Consider the following 19,850-nt stretch of genomic DNA (forward strand, 5'->3'; position numbering starts at 1 on the left):
CGGGAGGGCGCGCAACATCGTTCGTATACGAATGATAACCGCAGTCGACTGGCTTTGGACATGGTGACTGAAACGACGAGCGCCGCCATCGACAAGATCCGTTGCGATGCCTGTCCGGTGATGTGCTACATCAAGCCGGGTGCGGCGGGCGCCTGCGATCGCTATGCCAACCCCGACGGCAAGCTCGTCCGCGTCGACCCGCACGTGATCCTGGAACGCACCGTCTCGCATGGCGGCAAGCTCGTTCCATTCAGCCGCACCGAAGACTGGGACGGCAAGATCGTCCACGAGCCCTCAACCTTTGTCACCGCGATCGGCGCGGGCACGACCTATCCCGACTACAAGCCGGCGCCGTTCATCGTCTCGTCCGAGATCGATGGCGTCGACATGGTGACCGTGGTCACCGAGGGCATCTTCTCCTATTGCGGCATCAAGGTGAAGATCGACACCGACCGCTATCTCGGCCCGGAAACCGCGACCGTTCGCGCGCAGGGCGACGCGGTCGGCCACGTCACGACCAGCGAATATGGCTCGCAGATGCTGTCGCTCGGCGGCGTGCATCATCTCACCGGCGGCTCCAAGAAAGAGGGCCGTGCCACCTGTGACACGCTGATGGATCTCGCCAATTGCAAGGCGGTCGAGTTGACCATCGACGGCGGCGCCAGCGTGGTGGTGCAGGCCGGACAGCCGCCGATCGTCAACGGCATGAAAGAAGAGCGCATGCGCGTCGGCTGCGGCTCGGCGACGATCGGCATGTTCGCCAAGCAATGGCACGGCAAGGTCGACGAAGTCGTCGTCGTCGACGACCACATCACCGGCGTGCTCTCGGAGCACCAGGCCGGCAAGCTGCTCGACATCGCCGACACCGGCATCAAGATGAAGGGCCGTCGCTCGACGCCTGGCCGCTATTTCCAGGTCGCCGATCCCGGCACGGGCTGGGGCGGCACCAACATCTCCGATCCGCTGGCGATTCTCGGGCCGTTCGATGCCAAGGAAGCCAAGCCTGGTCTCTCCATGCTGATGGTCTCCACGACCGGCGAGCACTCGTCTTACTATGTGCTCGACGAAGCCCTGAAGCCGGTCGAAACCGAGATGCCTGATGACCTGAAGTTCTCGGTCGAGCGTATCCAGGAGAATTGCGAGCCGGCGCTGTGCACGGTGTTGTTCATGGCGGGCGCCGGCGGATCCTTGCGCGCCGGCGTCACCGACAATCCGGTACGGCTGACGCGTTCGGTGAAGGACGCGCTGACGCGTGTCACTAGCGGCGGCGCGCCTGTTTATGTCTGGCCGGGCGGCGGCATCACCTACATGGTCGATGTGACGCAGATGCCTTCGGGTGCGTTCGGTTATGTTCCGACGCCGGCGCTGGTCGCGCCGATCGAATTCACGATGAAGCTGTCGGACTATGCCGCGCTCGGCGGGCACATGGATCATGTGAAGCCACTGTCCGAGGTGCAGAACGGTGACGACGTCCGCCAATTGCCCTGGCAGAACCCGATTCCAGGGCGCTGGGCATGACCAGGCTCCCGCAAATCGCATTGCTGTCTGGTGGCCGGCGGCTGCATTTGCAGGATGGACCGATTGATCTGATCGTGGCGGCGAGGGGGGGCGCGGACGCAGTGCGTGCGGCCTATGAGGCCGCGGCGCGGCGATTCACCGGACTGCTCGACGAACTCTGCGCGGAATTGCCGGACCTGCGGACGGCTGCTGAGAAGCAGACTTCGCTGAAGGGCGTCGTGGCGCGTCGGATGCACGCTGCTGTCGCACCCTATGCGGACGATTGCTTCATTACGCCGATGGCCGCGGTTGCCGGCAGCGTTGCAGAGGAGATTCTCGGTGCCATGCTGGGCGCTGCGGCGCTCGATCAGGCCTATGTCAACAATGGCGGCGATATCGCGCTGCATCTCGGCGAAGGCGAACATTTCTCGGTCGGCCTGATGGATCGGCCTGATCGTGACGGCGTGCTGCGCAAGATGAGGGTCTACTCAGGTGATCCCGTGCGCGGCATCGCGACCAGCGGGCGTCACGGCCGCAGCTTTTCGCTCGGCATTGCCGACGCGGTCACGGTGCTGGCTGCCACCGCATCGCGGGCCGATGCGGCCGCGACGGTGATCGCCAATGCCGTCGACCTGCCCGGGCATCCCGCCATCATCAGAAAGCCTGCGAACGAGCTTCAGCCCGACAGCGATCTCGGCGCGCGTCTCGTCACCCGCGATGTCGGTGAATTGTCGCAGGACGAGGTCGCGGCCGCGCTGGAATCTGGCGCGGAATGTGCACGGCAATTGTTCGATCGCGGATTGATCGAGGGTGCCGTGTTGCAGCTTTGTGGTGATATGCTTGTCATCGGAACCAGGGATATAGAAGAGCAACGAACGCGCCCGCTCATGCTGGAGAACGCGGTCTATGCCTGAACAGGGAAGCGAAACATGAGCGCGATCATCCGCAAGATCGTCACCGTCGTCGAAGAGACGCAGATGGAAATGGGCCGCCAGGTCTCGCCGCCGACGCGGCGCGCCGCGGCGATCGCCGTGATCGAGAATCCCTTCGCCGGGAAATATGTCGAGGATCTCTCGCCCCTGATCGCCATCGGCGAGGAGCTCGGCGAGCTTCTGTCAAAGCGCGCCGTGGCGGCGCTGGGCATCGATGGCGCGAAGGCGCAAAGCTACGGCAAGGCCGCGGCCGTCGGCGAGAACGGCGAGCTGGAGCATGCAGCGGCTATCCTGCATCCGAAGATGGGTGCTCCGGTGCGCAAGGTTCTGAGCAGGGGCGCGGCGCTGATCCCGTCGTCGAAGAAGCGCAGCGGCCCCGGCACGACGCTGGATATCCCGCTCGGGCACAAGGACGCCGCCTTCGTGCGCAGCCATTTCGACGGCATGGAGGTGCAGATCAACGACGCGCCGCGCGCCAACGAGATCATGGTGGCGGTCGCCGTCACCGACAGCGGCCGCCCCTTGCCGCGTGTCGGCGGCCTGACGGTTGCGGAAGTGAAGGGCGAAGACGGGTTGAGATAGAGTTTGAACCGGGGGGGCGGGCATAGCTTCTCCGACAAGATCACGCTGAAGACGTAGAGAGTTCAAAACTGGAGGTTGGGATGCGAGCGAGAAACACTTTTGTGGGCGCGGCCTTCGCGCTGCTGGCGGGCGGCATGGCTCATTCGGCCGTGGCGCAGGAGATCAAGATCGGCGAAATCAACAGCTACTCGCTGTTGCCGGCGTTCACCGAGCCCTATCGCAAGGGTTGGCAGCTCGCAGTCGAACAGGTCAATGCGGCCGGCGGCATCAACGGCAAGAAGCTCGTCGTCGTCTCCAAGGACGACGGCGGCAAGCCGGCGGATGCGCAGACTGCGGCCAATGAACTCGTCTCCAGCGAAGGCGTAGCGATGCTGACGGGGACGTTCCTGTCGAACATCGGCCTCGCCGTCAGCGACTTCGCCAACCAGAAGAAAGTGTTCTTCCTCGCGGCCGAGCCGCTGACGGATGCCATCACCTGGTCCAAGGGCAACAAGTACACCTTCCGTCTGCGTCCCTCCAACTACATGCAGGCGGCGATGCTGGTGGAAGCAGCCAGCAAGCTGCCGGCCAAGCGCTGGGCGACGATCGCGCCGAACTATGAATACGGCCAGTCGGCCGTTGCGGTGTTCAAGAAGCTGATGTCGGAGAAGCGTCCCGACATCCAGTGGGTTGACGAGCAGTGGCCGCCGCAGGGCAAGATCGACGCGGGTCCGGTGGTGCAGGCGGTTGCCGCGGCCAATCCCGAAGCGATCCTCAACGTCACCTTCGGCGCCGACCTCGTGAAGCTCGTGCGTGAAGGCAACACCCGCGGCCTGTTCAAGGGGCGCGAGGTCGTCTCGTTCCTGACCGGCGAGCCCGAATATCTCGATCCGCTCAAGGACGAGACCCCGGAGGGCTGGATCGTCACCGGCTATCCCTGGTACTCGATCAAGACGCCCGAGCATGACGCGTTCCTGAAGGCCTACCAGGCCAAGTACAACGACTATCCGCGCCTGGGCTCGATCGTCGGTTACCAGACCATCAAGGCGGCCGCTGCGATCCTTGCGAAAGCCGGCTCGACCGATCCGGAGAAACTGATCGCCGCGGCGGAGGGGCTGTCGATGCCGTCGCCGTTCGGCGAGATCACCTTCCGCAAGATCGACCACCAGTCGACGCTCGGTGCCTATGTCGGCAAGACCGCGCTGAAGGACGGCAAGGGCGTGATGGTTGATTCTTCTTACAAGAAGGGCTCGGACTATCTGCCGAGCGACGCCGAAGTCGAGAAGCTGCGTCCGAAGGATTGATGTGAAGAGGAACCGGGGCCTCGTGGTTCGAGACGCGCGGCGTTGCCGCGCTCCTCACCATGAGGGTCCCGGACCTCATCCTGAGGAGGCGCGTAGCGCCGTCTCGAAGGATGAAACCCCATACTGAGACTTATTCTTAACCCGGACCGCCGATGGCCTTTTATGTCGTACAGTTTCTGACCGGTCTCGCCAGCGCAGCGTCGCTGTTCCTGGTGGCCTCGGGCCTGTCGATCATCTTTGGCGTGACGCGGATCGTGAATTTCGCGCATGGCGCCTTCTACATGATCGGCGCCTACATCGCATTCACGCTCACCGAGCGGCTTTCGGGTGCGTTTGGCTTCTGGGGCGGGATCGTCATGGCCGCGTTTGCCGTGGCCTTGATCGGCGTCATCGTCGAGATGGTGCTGCTGCGCCGCATCTATCACGCCCCCGAGCTGTTCCAGCTGCTTGCGACCTTCGGCCTGACCTTGATGGTCGAGGATCTCGTCGTGCTGATCTGGGGCCCCGACGATCTCGTCGGCCGCCGCGCGCCGGGCTTCAAGGGCGCCATCGATTTCTTCGGCCAGAACATCCCGAGCTATGATTTGTTCCTGATCGTGCTCAGCCCGGTCGTCCTCGGCATTCTCTGGCTGCTGTTCCAGCGCACGCGCTGGGGCGTGCTGGTGCGCGCGGCGACGCAGGACCGCGACATGGTCGCAGCGCTCGGCGTCAACCAGAAATGGCTGTTCACATCCGTGTTTGCGGTCGGCGTCTTCCTCGCCGCACTCGGCGGCGCGCTCCAGATCCCGCGCGATGCCGTGCATCACGCCATGGATCTGCGCATCATCGTCGAGGTCTTCGTCGTGGTCGTGATCGGCGGCCTCGGCAGCATCGTGGGCGCGTTCGTCGCGGCGGTGCTGGTCTCCGAGCTCAACGCCTTCGGCATCCTGATCTTCCCGAAGATCTCCATCATCCTGGTCTTCCTGGTGATGGCGGTGGTGCTGATCGTCCGGCCCTGGGGCCTGTTCGGCAAGCCCGAGGCGCCCGCGCGCAAGACGCCGGGCCTCACTGTCAATCCCTGGCGGCCGCTGACGTCGAACGAGCGGCTTGCCGCGCTTGCCACGCTCGTCATCGCGGCGACGCTGCCGCTGTTCGCCGGCAATTACGTTCTCACGGTCGGTTCGGAGATCGCGATCTTCGTGATCTTCGCCGTCAGCCTGCATTTCCTGATGTCGGTCGGCGGACTGGCGTCCTTCGGGCATGCCGCTTATTTCGGTCTCGGCGCCTACGGCGTCGCCTTCCTCGCCAAGATGGCGGGGCTGCCGATGGTCGTGTGCCTGCTGCTCGGGCCGCTGCTGGGCTGCATGGGCGCTGCCGTGTTCGGCTTCTTCGCGGTGCAGCTTTCCGGCGTCTATTTCGCGATGCTGACGCTTGCGTTTGCGCAGATCGTCTGGTCGATCGCGTTCCAGTGGGTGAGTGTCACGGGCGGCGACAACGGCATACTCGGCGTCTGGCCGTCAAGCTGGGCGGCGAGCCCGGGGCATTTCTATTGGTTGGCGCTCGGCGTTGCCGCACTCGTGACGGTCGCGCTACGGGCCATGGTCTTCTCGCCGTTCGGCTACGCACTCCGGGCCACACGCGACTCGCCTCTGCGCAGCGAGGCGGTCGGCATCAATGCCAAGCGCATCCAGTGGACGGCGTTCGTGATCGCAGGCACGACCGCCGGCATCGGCGGCGCACTGTTCGCCTACCTCAAGGGCAGCGTCTTCCCCGACAATCTCGGCATCTCGCTGTCGGTCGACGCGCTCGTCATGGTGCTGCTCGGCGGCGTCGAGACGGTGTCGGGCGCGGTGATCGGCGCCATCGTCTACAAGGCGCTCAACATCTGGCTGGTCAGCCAGACCGACCTGTCAAAGCTCGTGCTCGGCGGCTTCATCGTGCTGATCGTCGTCGTCTTCCCTAAGGGCATCGTCGGCATGCTGGAGATGCTAGCGCAGCGGCGCAGGAAGACATCGCCGCCGGGATCTCCCTTGCTTGCCAAGCCGATCGAGTCCGTCGAATGAGCGTTGCACCCCCACTTCTCGCGGTTGAAGGCCTGTCCAAATCCTATGGCGGCATCCACGCCGTGCGCGGCGTCTCGTTCTCGCTGCGATCAGGCGAAATTCTGGCGCTGATCGGTCCGAACGGCGCGGGTAAGAGCACCTGCTTCGACATGCTCAACGGTCAGAACAAGCCTGATACCGGCCATGTCCGCCTGCTCGGCGAGGAGACCACCGGCAAGAAGCCGCGCGAGATTTGGCGGCTCGGCGTCGGACGCACCTTCCAGATCACCGCGACCTTCGCGACCATGACCGTGCGCGAGAACGTGCAGGTCGCGCTGATCTCGCATGGCAAGCAGCTGTTCAATCTCTTCGGCTCGGCCCCGAATTTCGACCGTGGCGAGGCTGGGCGGCTGCTCGAGCTCGTGGGCATGGGCGGCTACGCCGATCGACCCTGCGGCGAGCTCGCCTATGGCGACCTCAAGCGGCTCGAGCTTGCGGTGGCGCTTGCCAACGATCCCAAGCTGCTGCTGATGGACGAGCCGACCGCCGGCATGGCACCGCGCGAGCGCGTCGATCTGATGCGGCTGACGGCGCAGATCGCGCGGGAGAAGTCGATCGGCGTGCTCTTCACCGAGCACGACATGGACGTCGTGTTCGAGCATGCCGACCGCATCATCGTGCTCAATCGCGGCACGCTGATCGCCGAGGGCTCGCCGGCCGAGGTGCGCGCCAATCCGCAGGTGCAGGCCGTCTATCTCGGCGAGGGCCTGCTTTACGATGCCGGGCATGGAGCCTCCGCATGAAGCTCACGGTGCAAGACCTCAACAGCCATTACGGCCCTGCGCATATCCTGTTCGACATCGGCTTCGAGGTCGACGCCGGCGAGGTGGTGGCGCTGCTCGGGCGCAACGGCGCCGGCAAGTCGACCACATTCCGCTCGATCGTCGGGTTAGTGGCGCAGCGCTCGGGGCGGATCATATTCGAAGGCAAGGACGTCTCGGCCCGTCCGACGCATGAAATCGTGCGCGACGGGCTCGGATATGTGCCGGAGGAGCGGCGCATCTTCACCGATCTGACGGTGGAGGAGAATCTCGAAGTCGGCCGTCAGCCGAAGCGTCCGAACGCTCCGCACTGGACCCGCGAAAAACTGTTCGCGCTGTTTCCAAATCTGGGTGAGATGAAGAACCGACCGGGCGGCCGCATGAGCGGCGGCGAGCAGCAGATGCTCACCATCGCGCGCACGTTGATGGGCAATCCGTCGCTGGTGCTGCTGGACGAGCCCTCGGAAGGGCTGTCGCCAAAAATCGTGGAGCAGATGGTCGATGCCATCCTGACCATGAAGAAGGAGGGCGTCAGCATCGTCGTCTCCGAGCAGAATTTGCATTTCGCGCGGCTGATTTCCGACCGCGCTTATATCATCGAGCGCGGCCGTATCTGCTTCGGCGGCACCATGGCCGAACTCGACGCGCGTCCGGATATCCGCGACGCGCATCTGTCGTTGTGAGGGGCGAGACTGAATGGCAAGAAGCGTCGCGGCGAAGAAGAGCGTCAAGCCAGCCAAATCATCCTACGTGCTAGACGAGCAGGTTGGCTTCATCCTGCGTCAGGTCTGGCAGCGCCACAGCTCGATCTTCTCGCGCGACATCGGCACCAATCTCACGCCGACGCAGTGGGCGGCCTTGTCGAAGCTGGCCGAGACCGGACCATGCTCGCAGAACCAACTCGGGCGGCTGACAGCGATGGATGTCGCGACCATCAAGGGCGTGATCGATCGCCTTACGGCGCGCGGTCTCACGGAGACCAGCCAGGACCCTGAAGACGGACGTCGGCTGCTGGTCAGCCTGACGCGCGCCGGTCAGCAGCTTGCGGAGAAGGTCGCGCCGAATGCGCTCGCGATTACCCGGGAAACGCTGGCGCCGCTCGACGCCAGGGAGCGCGAGATGCTGATGGCGCTGTTGAGCAAGCTGCGGTGAGGACGGTGCCGTAGGGTGGGCAAAGCGAAGCGTGCCCACCGTTCTTCCTCAAGTCGCAAAGATGGTGGGCACGGCGCTTCGCGCCTTTGCCCACCCTACGGCAGTTGAACAAGGGGCGGGGACTGGCGACTAACTTCGATGAAGGGTTTGTCGAGGTTGCCGTCATGCGAGCAGTCACGCGATTTGCGATGGTTCTGAGTCTTACTGCCGCGTTGGCGAGCAGCTGCACTGCCGCCTTTGCCGCGCAGCTCTACGAGGGCTTCTGGGCATCGACCAAAAAGGATTGTCGCGACCAGGACAGCGCCAACCGGATGAGCATCGAAGGCGGCAATCGCCTGTACTGGTACGAGACGCGATGCCGCGCCGGCGAGATCACCGCAGACGGCAAGCAAAGCTGGAAGATGCGGCTTGCCTGCGAAGGCGAGGGCGAAAAGTTTCGTTCCAATCCCCGGGTTTCGGTCGCGTCGGATGGCCGGCTGGTGATCGAGAATGGCCCGGTCGGCCAGGCCAAGCGCCAGACCTACGTGCGCTGTGAGATCGCAAAGAAGCGCTGATCCCTTACGTCTTCCCCGGCCATTTGGCGCGGTAGCGGATTTCGCTGCCGTCGGCGAGCCGCCGCCACGTGCCGAACTCCGGCGTATGCGGCGCCCGGGCCGTCAGGTCGATCGGATAGATCCGGCTCGGCTGGCCCTGGATGTTGACGGCGAGCTGCCGGTGGGAGGTACGGAATGCCAGCTCGACCTCGCCGGCGATGACGGGCTGATCGCCGTCGCGATAGAAGGCGGTGGGGGTCACTTCGCCCGGCATGGTGTTGAGGTCGGTCTGCAATTCGATTGCGATGCCTTGCGGTGACGTCGGCACCGTTACGCCGGCCGGAAAGCGAACCTCGAACACAAGCAGGGGATTGCTTGCGTTCGGATTGAGCCAAGGCGTTGCGGTCGCATAGGCGTAGGCAATGTAGATGCCGATACCGGCGGCGCAGACGACGCCGAGCGACTTCAGGCTGTTGCGCGCGACGTCCCCTTTGCCTGCGTCCTTGCCCGAACGCGTCACCAGCCAACTGGCGAGCATCGCACCGGCGATCGCGCCGATGGGGGAATAGAAGAACAGCCCCAACAGACCCGACGTGATCGGGTCTGCGCGGTTGCCGAAATCGATCAGGGAGAACAGCACAAAGGTCGCGACATAGCCCGCTACCGCGCTGGCAACGCCGACGGCTATTCGCGATGAGTTCTTCATGTCTCCCTCGATGGTCCAGCAATGAACTGCCGCCGCCGAGGGCTGCCTGCGTTAGACGCTGCAGGCAGCAGACTTGTTCAATGCTTTCGAGGCGCGACGCGGAGCGGCTAGCCGCTCCGGCTGCGTCACTTCGCCACCACTTCCGGCACCCGGCCGGCCGGCGGCGTGTTGCGGCTGCGCTGGGTGCGCACGATGCCGTCGATGATGGTCATGCCGATACCGGGGAGGTCGCCGAGCTGGACGCTCTCCAGGATGGTCTTGCCGGGCGAATGCTGGGCCTTGTCCATGATGACGAAATCGGCGGAGCGGCCGACCTCGATCAGGCCGCAATCGAGCTGACGCATTCGCGCGGTGTTGCCGGTGGCAAGACAGAAGGCGAGCTCGGCCGGCAAATCGCCGAGCGAGGACAGCATCGAGACCATCCGCAAGATGCCCAGCGGCTGCACGCCGGAGCCGGCCGGCGCGTCGGTGCCGAGGATCACCCTGTGCAGATCGTTCATTTCGCGCGCAATGCGCAGCGTGAACAGGGCCGAGCGCTCATTGCCGTTGTGAACGATCTCGAGGCCGCGCTTGCAGCCCTCGCAGATGCAGCGGATCTGGTCGTCGGGGAGCGCGGTGTGGCCGCCGTTGATATGGCCGACCACGTCGGTGTCGGCCTCCAGCACCACGTCCTTGTCGATCAGGCCGGAGCCGGGGATCGAGGGGCCGCCGGTGTGGATCGTGCTCTGGATGCCGTATTTGCGGGCCCAGCCGACCATCTTGCGCGCCGTCGGGCCGTCCTTGACGCCGCCGAGGCCGACCTCGCCGAGCAGCTTGACGCCGGCCGCGGCCAACTCCTTGAAATCCTCCTCGACCATCTCGCATTCGATCACTGGTGCGCCGGCGTGAACCTTCACGCCGCCCGGGCGCAGATTCCAGAATGCGCGCTGGGCGAAGATCGCCATCGCCTTCAGCCCGACGACGTCGCGCGGGCGGCCGGGCATGTGAACCTCGCCGGCGGAGATCATCGTGGTGACGCCGCCATGCAAATTGCTGTCGATCCAGCCGATCTGGTTCTGGCGCGGCGTCCAGTCGCCCGCCACAGGGTGGACATGGCTGTCGATCAGGCCGGGCGCGACCGTGGTGCCGTTGGCCCCGACGATGGTGGTCGCGCCTTCGGTGTTGAGGTCCTTGAAGCGGCCAATGGCGGTGATCTTGCCGTTCTCGGCGACGATGGTGTCGCCGTCGAGGATCGGCTTTTCCAGAGCGCCGGACAGGATCAGGCCGATATTCCGGATCACGAGCTTCGAGGGTCCGGTGGCCTGGGGGGCGTCATGCGCCATGGAAGGGGCTCCTTGTTCCTAACTGCAACGCTCGCGATCTTGGGCAGCCTTGACCCCGGGAGCAAGCAGGATTATTCATTTGTACACGAATGATCGTGTACAAACGACGCATAGCTGCCCCGCCTCGAAAACCGCATTGGAAGCGACAGGGAAGGTGAGATGAGCAATTTCAATCAGGAAAGCGTTTTGAGCGTCCACCACTGGACCGACACGCTGTTCTCTTTCAAGACCACCCGCAGCCCGACCTTCCGTTTCCGCAACGGCGAATTCACCATGATCGGGCTCAAGGTCGGCGAGAAGCCGCTGCTGCGGGCCTACAGCGTCGCCAGCGCCAATTACGAGGACACGCTGGAGTTCTTCTCGATCAAGGTGCCGGACGGTCCGCTGACCTCGCGCCTCCAGCATCTGAAGGAAGGCGACGAGATCATCGTCAGCCGCAAGGCCACCGGCACGCTGGTGATCGACAATCTCGAAGAGGCCCGCAACCTCTACCTCATCGGCACCGGCACGGGCCTCGCGCCGTTCCTGAGCGTGATCAAGGACCCCGAGACCTATGAGCGGTTCGAGAAGGTCGTGCTGCTGCACGGCTGCCGGCATGTGAAGGAGCTCGCCTATGGCGAGATGATCACCGAGACTCTGCCGAAGGACGAATTGATCGGCGAGTACATCCGCGATCAGCTGATCTATTACCCGACCGTGACCCGCGATCCCTTCCGCAACCGCGGCCGCATCACCGACCTCATCACCTCGGGCAAGCTGTTCGCCGATATCGGCCTGCCGCCGCTGGAAGCCGCCCATGACCGGGTCATGATCTGCGGCAGCCCGGCATTGGTCGCTGACACCCGCGCGCTGCTGGGCGAGCGTGGCCTGATTGAGGGCAATCATGGCGAACCGGCCCAATTCGTGGTCGAAAAGGCCTTTGCCGAGCGCTGATCGCAGATTTTTCGCGCAATAAGACCGTATTTCCGCCGTTCGGTGGGCGTTGCGGCGCCGATTCCGTGCGCGATACACTGTGGGAACGAATCAGCGGAGTTCCCACATGGTTGCGGACAGCGACAGCAACATCGCCTGGCACCGGGTTCAGTTGAAGAAGAACCGCGCCGAGTTGAAGGCGCTCGAGACGGCGCGCTTCACGATGGGCGAGATTGCGTCTTCGAAGCGGGACGGGCAGACCCAGAAGGCGATTGCGGAACTCAAGCGCAAGATCGCGCAGTCCGAGCGCTTGGTCGCCGATCACGACAAGCGCACGCGCCGCCCCCTCGGCACCGATCTGCAAAGCCTCGCCAACGGTAGCTGGAGCCATTGGGACGCCTACACCAATCAGCAGCGCAAGACCGGCCAGCGCTCGCCGGGGCGCGGATAGGCTCTCTTCTTTTCGCGCGGTTCCGGCCCTTGCGCGTCGCCTCGTGCACACCATCTGGTTGAGGCGCCACCAAGCAGTACGGTGAACCCATGACACCGCGCCTCGATTTCACCAGCGAGGCCTTCTTCCGCGATCCGCCCAAGGCGATCGCGGCGCTGCGCGCGTCCGGCCCCGTGATCGCGACGCGCTTTCCCCTCGTCGGCGATGTCTGGGTCACCACGACCCATGACGCCACGGCGCAGGTCCTGAAGGACGGCACCACCTTCACGCTGCGCAAGGGGGACGGCAAAGTCGCCGGCCTGCGCTGGTGGATGCCAAAGCTGGTCACCACCATCGCCAACAACATGCTAACGATGGACGAGCCTGATCACACGAGGCTGCGCAGCATCGTGGACGAGGCTTTTCGCCGCCGCGCGATCGTGGCGATGGAGCCACGCATTCGCGCCATCGCCGACGGCCTGGCGAACGACCTGTTTGCCGATGGCGGCCCCGCCGACCTCGTCCAGCGTTACGCCCGCATCCTGCCGGTGTCGGTGATCTGCGAATTGCTGGGCCTGCCTGCGGCCGATCGCCCACGATTCATCGCCTGGGCCAACAAGATGTCGTCGCTGACGAATGTCGTCAGCTTCTTCCGCCTGCTGCTCGCGTTTCGCAAGATGCGCGCCTATCTCGAACGGCAGTTGCAGGTCGCCCGCGTGCAGGGCGGCGAGGGCCTGATTGCCGAGCTGGTTCAGGTCGAGCGTGAGGGCGGCCAGATCACGCCGGACGAAATGGTGTCGATGGTGTTCCTGCTGCTTGCGGCGGGATCGGAGACCACGACGCATCTGATCAGCGGCTCGGTCTACGAGCTTCTCAGAAATCCGGGCTTGCGCGATTGGCTGGAGCAAGACCGAAGCCGTGTCGGGCTCGCTGTCGAGGAGTTTTTGCGCTTCGTATCACCGGTGCAGTTTTCCAAGCCGCGCTATGTGCGGCGGGATATCGAGCTTGCGGGCGTGCCGCTGAAACAGGGCGATCGCGTCATGGTCATGCTCGCCGCGGCGAACATGGATCCGGCGGTGCATGACCAGCCCGAGCGGCCCGACCTCACGCGCAAGCCGAACCGCCACATCTCGTTCGGAACGGGAATTCACTTCTGTCTCGGCCATCAGCTCGCACGAATCGAGGCGGCCTGTGCGCTGGAGGCGCTGTTTGCGCGATGGCCGAAGCTCGGTCTCGCCGTCGATCCCGCGCAAATCCACTGGCGCAAGCGGCCGGGCATGCGTGCCATCGCGGAGTTGCCGGTCGTCGCGGTGGACAGTCAGCCTGTCGATTTCCTGGAAGCCACGACATCGCGTTCCCAGCCGAACACGGATCGGCCGTCGAGATCGGGCGAGGCCTCACGCTCTCCGGCGATGTAGGCCTCGACCGACGGACCGCTGGCAGTCCGCTCCAGCCGTCGCGCCTGGTCGTCGAGGCGCCTGATCGCCTGCATCTCCTCCTCGCGTCCGAGCTTGGCGTTCTGGATCGCGCCCTTCAGCACGCGAATGGTCTCGTCATAGACCTTGATCGGGACGGGGTAGGGATGCCGGTCCTTGCCGCCATGGGCGAGCGAGAAGCGCGCGGGATCGTTGAAGCGATAAGGCGCGCCATGCACGACCTCGGCGACCATCGCCAGCGAGCGCACGGTGCGCGCGCCGACGCCGGGCGTCAGAAGCAGTTCCGGAAAATCGACCGGGCCGCGTTCGGCTGCGGCTGCCAGCGTGCCGTGCAGGCGGCGTGCGAACACGTCCTTGGGCCTGACATCATGATGCGCCGGCATGATCAGATGCGGCAGCATCGCCTGCGTAGGCTCGGGTGCAGTCCCAGCGAGGCGTTCGAATTCTGTGAGGATGCGATCGGGGCCGAGATCGCTCAACAGTTCGAGCTGCGCGGCACGCGAGACATCGGCGCGGTGATCGGTGAGATTGACGATCTCGCCCTGCTGCGGGCCGTCGATTGCGCTGTGCGGCGTGTCGACAAAACTCTTCAATGCTTCCGAATGCCAGTGATAGCGGCGGGCCTGCCGTTTGTCGCCGTTCATGCCCTGCTGCACCACCGTCCACTTGCCGTCGGCGGTGACGAAGAAGCCGTGCAGATAAAGGTCAAACCCGTCCTGGACCGCGGCGCTGTCGACCTTTGCGACCAGGCGGCTGGCGCGCGTGAGGCTCGCGCCGTCAAAACCGACGCGATCGCCGAGCTGCAACAGCTCGTCAGGCGTCTTGCGCGAATGCTGGCCGCGTCCGCCGCAGACATAGATGCCGAGCTCGTCCTGGAGCGGGCCTAGCCCGCGCTTCAGGGCGCCGATCACGGAGGTCGTGATGCCCGAGGAGTGCCAGTCCATCCCCATCACGGCACCGAACGACTGGAACCAGAACGGATGCGACAGCCGCTGGAGGAACGCGTCGCGGCCGTAATGATGCACGATCGCCTGTGTGACGATCGCCCCCAGCGACGACATGCGAGTGGCGAGCCACGGCGGAACCCGTCCGGTATGGAGAGGGAGATCGGCGCTGCCGGTACGTCGAGTCATGATCGACGCAAATTAGCGCAATTCGGCGACGGTTGCATCGAGGGAATACTGTATTGGGCAGGGCGGGAGGACACCTCGCCCAAGTCCGCGAGCTACTCGCGCGTCGCCTTGGTTGCGCCGCGCAGGCCCGCCTGCTGCTGGATCGTGTCCAGCGCGCCGGACGACTGCTCGTCCGTCACGAAGCGGTTGAGCAGGGGGAGGGCGTCCTCACGCCCCTTGGGGATCGCGATGGCCATATGCTCGGCGCCCCAATTGCCGTCGAGGATTCTCGCGCCCGGCATCTGGTCGGACATCTCGAACAGCGTCGGCTTGTTGGTCGCGTAGAGGTCGATCTCGCCGCGGCCGAACATGTTGATGGCGACCTTGACGCTTTCGGCGGGAACGATGGTCGCGCTCCTGAACTTCGCCGGCAATGTCCGTTCCGAGGTCGACCCTTTGGTGACGCCGATCTTCACACCCGGTCTGTCGATGTCCTCGATCTTGCCGATCGGCGAGTTCGCCGGGACGAGATAGCCGAGCTCGATCGCCAGCACGGGCTGGCTGAAGGTGACCTCGTTGGCGCGGGCCGGCGTGGCGTTGGTCACGGTGAAATCGACCTGGCCGTCATGGATCGCGCTGACGATATCGGCTACGCGCTGAAACCTGACATAGTCGACACCAACGCCGAGCCTTTGGCCAGTTCGCCGCCGAGATCGTAGGCGAGGCCATGCGGCTTGCCGGCGGCGTCCGTCACCATCGAGGTCGGGCTACCCGGATAGATGCCGACGCGCAACGTGCCGCTCGGCGCCAGCAGCCTGGCTTCGCCATCGGCGCGCGCGGGCGCGCCGAGCAGGCCGGTCATTACAAATGCGAGCAGGGCGGTGCGCGCAAATCGCCGGGAACAGGTCCTCATGTGACGAGCCTCACTGCGCGCGAATATCGGCGGCCTTCAGCACCGGCTCCCATTTGGTCGCCTCGGCGTGCATGTAGGCGTCAAAGTCCTTGGCGGAGGAGCCGACCGGCGAGGCGCCGATCTTGCCGAGCGTCGACAGCACGTTCGCGTCCTGCAGTGCGGCCTTCAGATCGGTCTCGAGCTTCGCCACGATCTCCGGCGGCATCTTGGCAGGTCCAAGAACGCCCCACCAGACCGAGACGTCGTAGCCGGGGACGCCGGATTCCGCGATAGTTGGTACATTCGGCAGCGCCTTGGAGCGTTCGGCCGAGGTCACCGCGAGCGCGCGCACCGGACCGCCTTCGAGCTGGCCGATCGCTTCCGCGAGCGGATTGATGCTGAGCGGAATCTCGCCAGCGATGACGGCGGTCAGCGCCGGTGCGCCGCCCTTGTAGGGGATCGCGACGATCTTGCTGCCGGACATGTATTTGAGCAGCTCGCCGGCGAGATGCGCGGAGGTGCCGTTGCCGGACATGCCGTATGACAGCTTGTCCGGGTCCTTCTTCGCGGCGGCGAGGAGGTCGCCGAGCGTCTTGTAGGGACTGTCCTTGGCCACGACGATCGCAAGCGGCGAGGAGGCGACCTCGGTGATCGCGGTGAAATCCTTGAACGTGTCGTAGGGCACGCTCGGATAGATGAACTGGTTGAGCGGATGGCCGCTCGCGACCAGGATCAGGGTGTAGCCGTCCGGAGCGGCCTGCGTCAGCGCTTGCGAGGCGACGATGCCGCCGGCGCCCGGACGGTTGTCGATCACCGGCTGCTGGCCCCAGGTCTTCGCCAGCGCCTGGCCGAGCGTACGCGCGAGCACGTCGACGGCACCGCCTGCCGCATAGGGCACAAGGATATGGACCGGCTTGCTCGGGTAATTGTCGGCAGCCTGCGCGGTGCCGCCCAGCAGCAAGCCGGCACCCAGCATCAAACCGCCGATTGTCTTGTTCAAACCCAGCATTTTCCAGCACTCCTTGCGGGCTTTCGCGTCCTGCTTCGGTGTTCCGAGCCGTCCGGACGCCGCCCATGGTCATTGTTGACGAGACCTGATCTTTTGTACGATAGTACAAATCACATGGTACGCAAGCCCACCAGCAAGGAAACGGCCCGCAAGCCGAACATGCGCGAGGCGATCCTCGCCGCGGCCGAGGAGCTGTTCGCCACCAACGGCTTCAATGCCGTCTCGGTGCGCGACATCGCGCAGGCCGCCGGCGCCAATCCCGGCAGCGTGACCTATCATTTCAAGACCAAGGACGGCCTGCTGCTGGAGATCTACCAGCGCCATTGCGGGCCGATGAATTTGCGCCGTTCCGAGCTGCTCGCCGCCGCCAAACGCGTGCGCGATCTCCAGGACCGGCTGGAGGCGATCGTGCGCGCCTATGTGGTGCCGGCCTTCACCTCGGGCAGCGATCTCGCCGGGGGCGGGGCGCGCTTCACGCGGCTGCGCGCCGTGATGTCTGCCGAAGGCAACGAGGTCGCGCGAAAAATCATCGCGCAGACCTTTGACGACACCAGTCACGCCTTCATCGATGCGGTCCACGAGAGCCTGCCGCATATTCCGCGCACCGATATCGTCTGGCGCAGCCACTTCCTGCTGGGTGCGCTCTATTATTCGCTGGTGACGCCGGATCGCGTCTCGCGCCTGTCGCGCGGCAAGGGCGACGGCAGCGATGCCGCAAGCGCCATCGAGCAGTTGGTGCAGGCCACCGTCGCCGCGTTCCAGGCGCCGGCGCTCGATCAGGCCGCGCCGGTACGACGGCGGCCGGTCGTCAGCAGCAAGACTTGAAAGAAGCGATCTCGCTCGGCGGTTCACCTGATGACGATGATGTATACGCCGACCATTCCGCCGCCCGATCCGAACACGCGCACGCCGAAGTTCAAGCTGCCAAAGCTGTCCTGCGATGCGCATTGCCACATCTTCGGCCCCGGCGCGACATATCCGTATGCGCCTGACCGTTCCTACACGCCGCCGGATGCACCGCTCGAGGACTTTCGTGCGCTGCATGCCAAGCTCGGCGTCGAGCGGGCCGTCATCGTCAATGCCAGCGTGCACGGCACCGACAATACGGTCGCGCTCGATGCGATCGCGCAGAGCAATGGCGCCTATCGCGCGGTTGCCAATATCGACGACACCATCACCGAGCGTGGCCTCCAGGTGCTGCACGAGGGCGGCTTCCGCGGTTGCCGCTTCAATTTCGTCCACCATCTCGGCGGCGTCCCCGACAAGCGCGTGTTCGATCGCATCATCGCGATGGTCGCGCCGTTGGGCTGGCACATCGATCTGCATTTCGATGCGATTGATTTGCCCGAATATGCCGACATGCTGACAAGGCTGCCGCTGAGCTACACCATCGACCATATGGGCCGGGTGAAGGCCGCCGAAGGGCTCGACCAGCTTCCGTTCAAAATCCTGATCGAGCTGATGCAGCGCGACGAGAAATGCTGGGTCAAGATCTGCGGCTCGGAGCGGGTGTCCTCGGCCGGACCGCCGTTCACGGACGCGGTGCCGTTCGCGCGCAAGATCGTCGAGACCGCGCCCGACCGTGTCATCTGGGGCACCGACTGGCCGCATCCCAACGTCAAGGTGATGCCGAATGACGGCGACCTCGTCGATCTGATCCCGCTGTTCGCGCCGGAGCCGGAATTCCAGCAGAAGATTCTCGTCGATAATCCCGCGCGTCTGTTCGAGTTCGACACATGACGGTGCTCGCGATCGATACGTTGCTTATCAAGGAAAGAGGGGAGTAGTCCCATGAAAACAGGTCTCGTGATCACCGCCCATCCCGGCGATTTCGTCTGGCGCGCCGGCGGCGCCATCGCGCTGCATGCGAAGAAGGGTTATCGCATGAAGATCGTCTGCATGTCCTTCGGCGAGCGCGGCGAGAGCCAGTTCGCCTGGAAGGAAAAGGGCGCGACGCTGGAATCGGTCAAGGCCGGACGCAAGGACGAGGCGGAGCGGGCGGCGAAGCTGCTCGGCGCCGAGATCGAGTTCTTCGACTGCGGCGACTATCCGCTGAAGCTCACGGAGGCGCATTTCGACCGCATGGTCGATATCTACCGCGAGCTCAATCCGAGCTTCGTGCTGACGCACGCGCTGGAAGACCCCTACAATTTCGACCATCCCAACGCGGCGCATTTCGCGCAGGAGACCCGCGTCGTGGCGCAGGCGATGGGCCACAAGCCCGGCGCGCAGTACAAATACTCCGCGCCCCCGGTATTCCTGTTCGAGCCGCACCAGCCCGAGCAGTGCAATTACAAGCCGGACCTGCTCCTTAAAATCGACGAGGTCTGGAAGGAGAAGTACGAGGCGTTCCAGATCCTCGCCGCGCAAAAACATCTCTGGGGATATTACGAGCGCGTCGCGCTCAACCGCGGCATCCAGGGCAGCCGCAACACCGGCGTGCCCATGACCTATGGCGAGGCCTATCAGCGGCTGTTCCCGACGGTTGCGGAGGAGCTGGCATGAAGCCCGTCGTCGTTCGCAATATCAGGCGTGCCGATCCCGCAGGGATGGCAGAGTACGGCGTTTCGACCGTGCACGAGGCGTATGGCCGCATTGGGCTGATGAAGCCTTACTTGCGGCCCGTTTGGGCCGGCGCGTCGATCGCTGGTCCCGCCGTCACCGTGCTGGCACAGCCCGGCGACAACTGGATGATCCATGTCGCGGTCGAGCAGTGCAGGAAGGGCGACATCCTCGTCGTCGGCTGCACCACTGATAACACTGACGGCATGTTCGGCGAACTGCTCGCGACGTCGCTGCAGGCGCGCGGCGTGCAGGGGCTGATCATCGACGCCGGCTGCCGCGACGTCAAAGCGCTGCACGAGATGAATTTTCCGGTGTGGTCGCGCGCCGTCTCGGCCAAGGGCACGGTCAAGGCCACGCTCGGCTCGGTCAACATCCCCGTGGTCTGCGCCGGCGTCAATGTCGATCCCGGCGACATCGTCGTCGCCGACGATGACGGCGTCGTCGTGGTGCCGAAGCGCTATGCCGCTGAGGTCGCCGAGAAGGCGAAGAAGCGCAATGCGGATGAGGGCGGCAAACGCAAGCGGCTTGGCTCGGGCGAACTGGGGCTCGACATGTACAGCATGCGCGAGGCGCTGGCGAAAGCCGGCCTTGTTTATGTCGACAATCCCGAGGACGTCTGAGCGGGACCAGAGAAGCGGAGCGGGC

The 19,850-nt window shown here is 64.7% G+C and carries 22 protein-coding genes; 16 read left to right on the forward strand and 6 right to left on the reverse strand.

What is annotated here, in order from left to right; all coding sequences use genetic code 11:
- Window positions 1-60 precede the first annotated feature (60 nt).
- From QJT78_RS09240 to QJT78_RS09280, 9 genes are all read left to right on the forward strand, one after another.
- Window positions 61-1,518 (forward strand): hypothetical protein, encoded by a 1,458-nt coding sequence (locus tag QJT78_RS09240; protein WP_038942390.1) that lies wholly within the window; start codon window positions 61-63, stop codon window positions 1,516-1,518.
- Window positions 1,515-2,411: a UPF0280 family protein gene (locus tag QJT78_RS09245; RefSeq protein WP_028146665.1), complete on the forward strand. Its 897-nt coding sequence runs from the start codon at window positions 1,515-1,517 to the stop codon at window positions 2,409-2,411. The genes QJT78_RS09240 and QJT78_RS09245 overlap by 4 nt, the downstream gene beginning before the upstream one ends.
- Before the next feature lie 15 nt (window positions 2,412-2,426).
- Window positions 2,427-3,011: an amino acid synthesis family protein gene (locus tag QJT78_RS09250; RefSeq protein WP_028146664.1), complete on the forward strand. Its 585-nt coding sequence runs from the start codon at window positions 2,427-2,429 to the stop codon at window positions 3,009-3,011.
- An 80-nt stretch (window positions 3,012-3,091) separates the two neighbouring features.
- Window positions 3,092-4,294, forward strand: coding sequence for an ABC transporter substrate-binding protein (locus tag QJT78_RS09255; protein WP_028146663.1), 1,203 nt, complete (start codon window positions 3,092-3,094; stop codon window positions 4,292-4,294).
- A 152-nt stretch (window positions 4,295-4,446) separates the two neighbouring features.
- The gene (locus QJT78_RS09260; RefSeq protein ID WP_038952600.1) at window positions 4,447-6,336 is read left to right on the forward strand and encodes an ABC transporter permease; all 1,890 of its coding nucleotides are present in this window, start codon (window positions 4,447-4,449) and stop codon (window positions 6,334-6,336) included.
- Window positions 6,333-7,118: an ABC transporter ATP-binding protein gene (locus tag QJT78_RS09265; protein WP_038942388.1), complete on the forward strand. Its 786-nt coding sequence runs from the start codon at window positions 6,333-6,335 to the stop codon at window positions 7,116-7,118. Before QJT78_RS09260 ends, QJT78_RS09265 begins: the two co-directional genes overlap by 4 nt.
- Window positions 7,115-7,819, forward strand: coding sequence for an ABC transporter ATP-binding protein (locus tag QJT78_RS09270; RefSeq protein WP_028146660.1), 705 nt, complete (start codon window positions 7,115-7,117; stop codon window positions 7,817-7,819). Before QJT78_RS09265 ends, QJT78_RS09270 begins: the two co-directional genes overlap by 4 nt.
- 13 nt (window positions 7,820-7,832) lie before the next feature.
- Complete coding sequence (locus QJT78_RS09275; RefSeq protein ID WP_028146659.1) at window positions 7,833-8,288, forward strand: MarR family transcriptional regulator; 456 nt, start codon at window positions 7,833-7,835, stop codon at window positions 8,286-8,288.
- A 164-nt stretch (window positions 8,289-8,452) separates the two neighbouring features.
- A complete protein-coding gene (locus QJT78_RS09280; protein WP_028146658.1) occupies window positions 8,453-8,842 on the forward strand; it encodes a hypothetical protein in 390 nt (129 codons plus the stop codon).
- Window positions 8,843-8,846: 4 nt separating this feature from the next.
- Here the strand turns inward: QJT78_RS09280 and QJT78_RS09285 are convergent, their stop codons facing one another.
- Together QJT78_RS09285 and QJT78_RS09290 are read right to left on the reverse strand one after the other, a co-directional pair.
- Window positions 8,847-9,527: a hypothetical protein gene (locus QJT78_RS09285; RefSeq protein ID WP_281460218.1), complete on the reverse strand. Its 681-nt coding sequence runs from the start codon at window positions 9,525-9,527 to the stop codon at window positions 8,847-8,849.
- Window positions 9,528-9,652: 125 nt separating this feature from the next.
- Window positions 9,653-10,849: an amidohydrolase family protein gene (locus QJT78_RS09290; protein WP_038942386.1), complete on the reverse strand. Its 1,197-nt coding sequence runs from the start codon at window positions 10,847-10,849 to the stop codon at window positions 9,653-9,655.
- A gap of 159 nt (window positions 10,850-11,008) precedes the next feature.
- Between QJT78_RS09290 and QJT78_RS09295 the strand changes: the two genes are divergently transcribed.
- The 3 genes from QJT78_RS09295 (at window position 11,009) to QJT78_RS09305 (ending at window position 13,609) form a co-directional block, all read left to right on the forward strand.
- Window positions 11,009-11,782, forward strand: a complete 774-nt coding sequence (locus tag QJT78_RS09295; protein ID WP_038942385.1) for a ferredoxin--NADP reductase — start codon at window positions 11,009-11,011, stop codon at window positions 11,780-11,782.
- Between the two features lie 106 nt (window positions 11,783-11,888).
- A complete protein-coding gene (locus tag QJT78_RS09300; protein ID WP_028146654.1) occupies window positions 11,889-12,212 on the forward strand; it encodes a hypothetical protein in 324 nt (107 codons plus the stop codon).
- An 89-nt stretch (window positions 12,213-12,301) separates the two neighbouring features.
- Window positions 12,302-13,609 carry a cytochrome P450 gene (locus QJT78_RS09305; protein WP_049807475.1) on the forward strand — a complete coding sequence of 436 codons (1,308 nt, stop codon included), beginning with the start codon at window positions 12,302-12,304 and terminating at the stop codon, window positions 13,607-13,609.
- Here QJT78_RS09305 and QJT78_RS09310 read toward each other — a convergent pair.
- The 4 genes from QJT78_RS09310 to QJT78_RS09325 form a co-directional block, all read right to left on the reverse strand.
- Complete coding sequence (locus tag QJT78_RS09310; RefSeq protein ID WP_028146653.1) at window positions 13,510-14,760, reverse strand: DUF763 domain-containing protein; 1,251 nt, start codon at window positions 14,758-14,760, stop codon at window positions 13,510-13,512. The genes QJT78_RS09305 and QJT78_RS09310 overlap by 100 nt on opposite strands.
- A gap of 92 nt (window positions 14,761-14,852) precedes the next feature.
- Entirely contained in the window at window positions 14,853-15,383 is a 531-nt protein-coding gene (locus QJT78_RS09315; RefSeq protein WP_281460220.1) for a transporter substrate-binding domain-containing protein, read from the reverse strand.
- A gap of 5 nt (window positions 15,384-15,388) precedes the next feature.
- Window positions 15,389-15,652: a hypothetical protein gene (locus QJT78_RS09320; RefSeq protein WP_281460219.1), complete on the reverse strand. Its 264-nt coding sequence runs from the start codon at window positions 15,650-15,652 to the stop codon at window positions 15,389-15,391.
- A 10-nt stretch (window positions 15,653-15,662) separates the two neighbouring features.
- Window positions 15,663-16,640 (reverse strand): tripartite tricarboxylate transporter substrate binding protein, encoded by a 978-nt coding sequence (locus QJT78_RS09325; protein WP_028146651.1) that lies wholly within the window; start codon window positions 16,638-16,640, stop codon window positions 15,663-15,665.
- A gap of 114 nt (window positions 16,641-16,754) precedes the next feature.
- Between QJT78_RS09325 and QJT78_RS09330 the strand changes: the two genes are divergently transcribed.
- From QJT78_RS09330 to QJT78_RS09345, 4 genes are read left to right on the forward strand one after another with little or no spacing between them, the layout of a single operon-like run.
- Entirely contained in the window at window positions 16,755-17,465 is a 711-nt protein-coding gene (locus tag QJT78_RS09330) for a TetR family transcriptional regulator (RefSeq protein ID WP_028146650.1), read from the forward strand.
- Between the two features lie 30 nt (window positions 17,466-17,495).
- Window positions 17,496-18,380, forward strand: a complete 885-nt coding sequence (locus QJT78_RS09335; RefSeq protein WP_028146649.1) for an amidohydrolase family protein — start codon at window positions 17,496-17,498, stop codon at window positions 18,378-18,380.
- A 51-nt stretch (window positions 18,381-18,431) separates the two neighbouring features.
- Window positions 18,432-19,145, forward strand: a complete 714-nt coding sequence (locus QJT78_RS09340) for a PIG-L deacetylase family protein (protein ID WP_027517331.1) — start codon at window positions 18,432-18,434, stop codon at window positions 19,143-19,145.
- A complete protein-coding gene (locus QJT78_RS09345; RefSeq protein WP_038942379.1) occupies window positions 19,142-19,825 on the forward strand; it encodes a 4-carboxy-4-hydroxy-2-oxoadipate aldolase/oxaloacetate decarboxylase in 684 nt (227 codons plus the stop codon). The genes QJT78_RS09340 and QJT78_RS09345 overlap by 4 nt, the downstream gene beginning before the upstream one ends.
- Window positions 19,826-19,850 lie beyond the last annotated feature (25 nt).

The sequence above is a fragment of the Bradyrhizobium sp. Mp27 genome (assembly GCF_029953005.1).
GTDB lineage: Bacteria > Pseudomonadota > Alphaproteobacteria > Rhizobiales > Xanthobacteraceae > Bradyrhizobium > Bradyrhizobium barranii.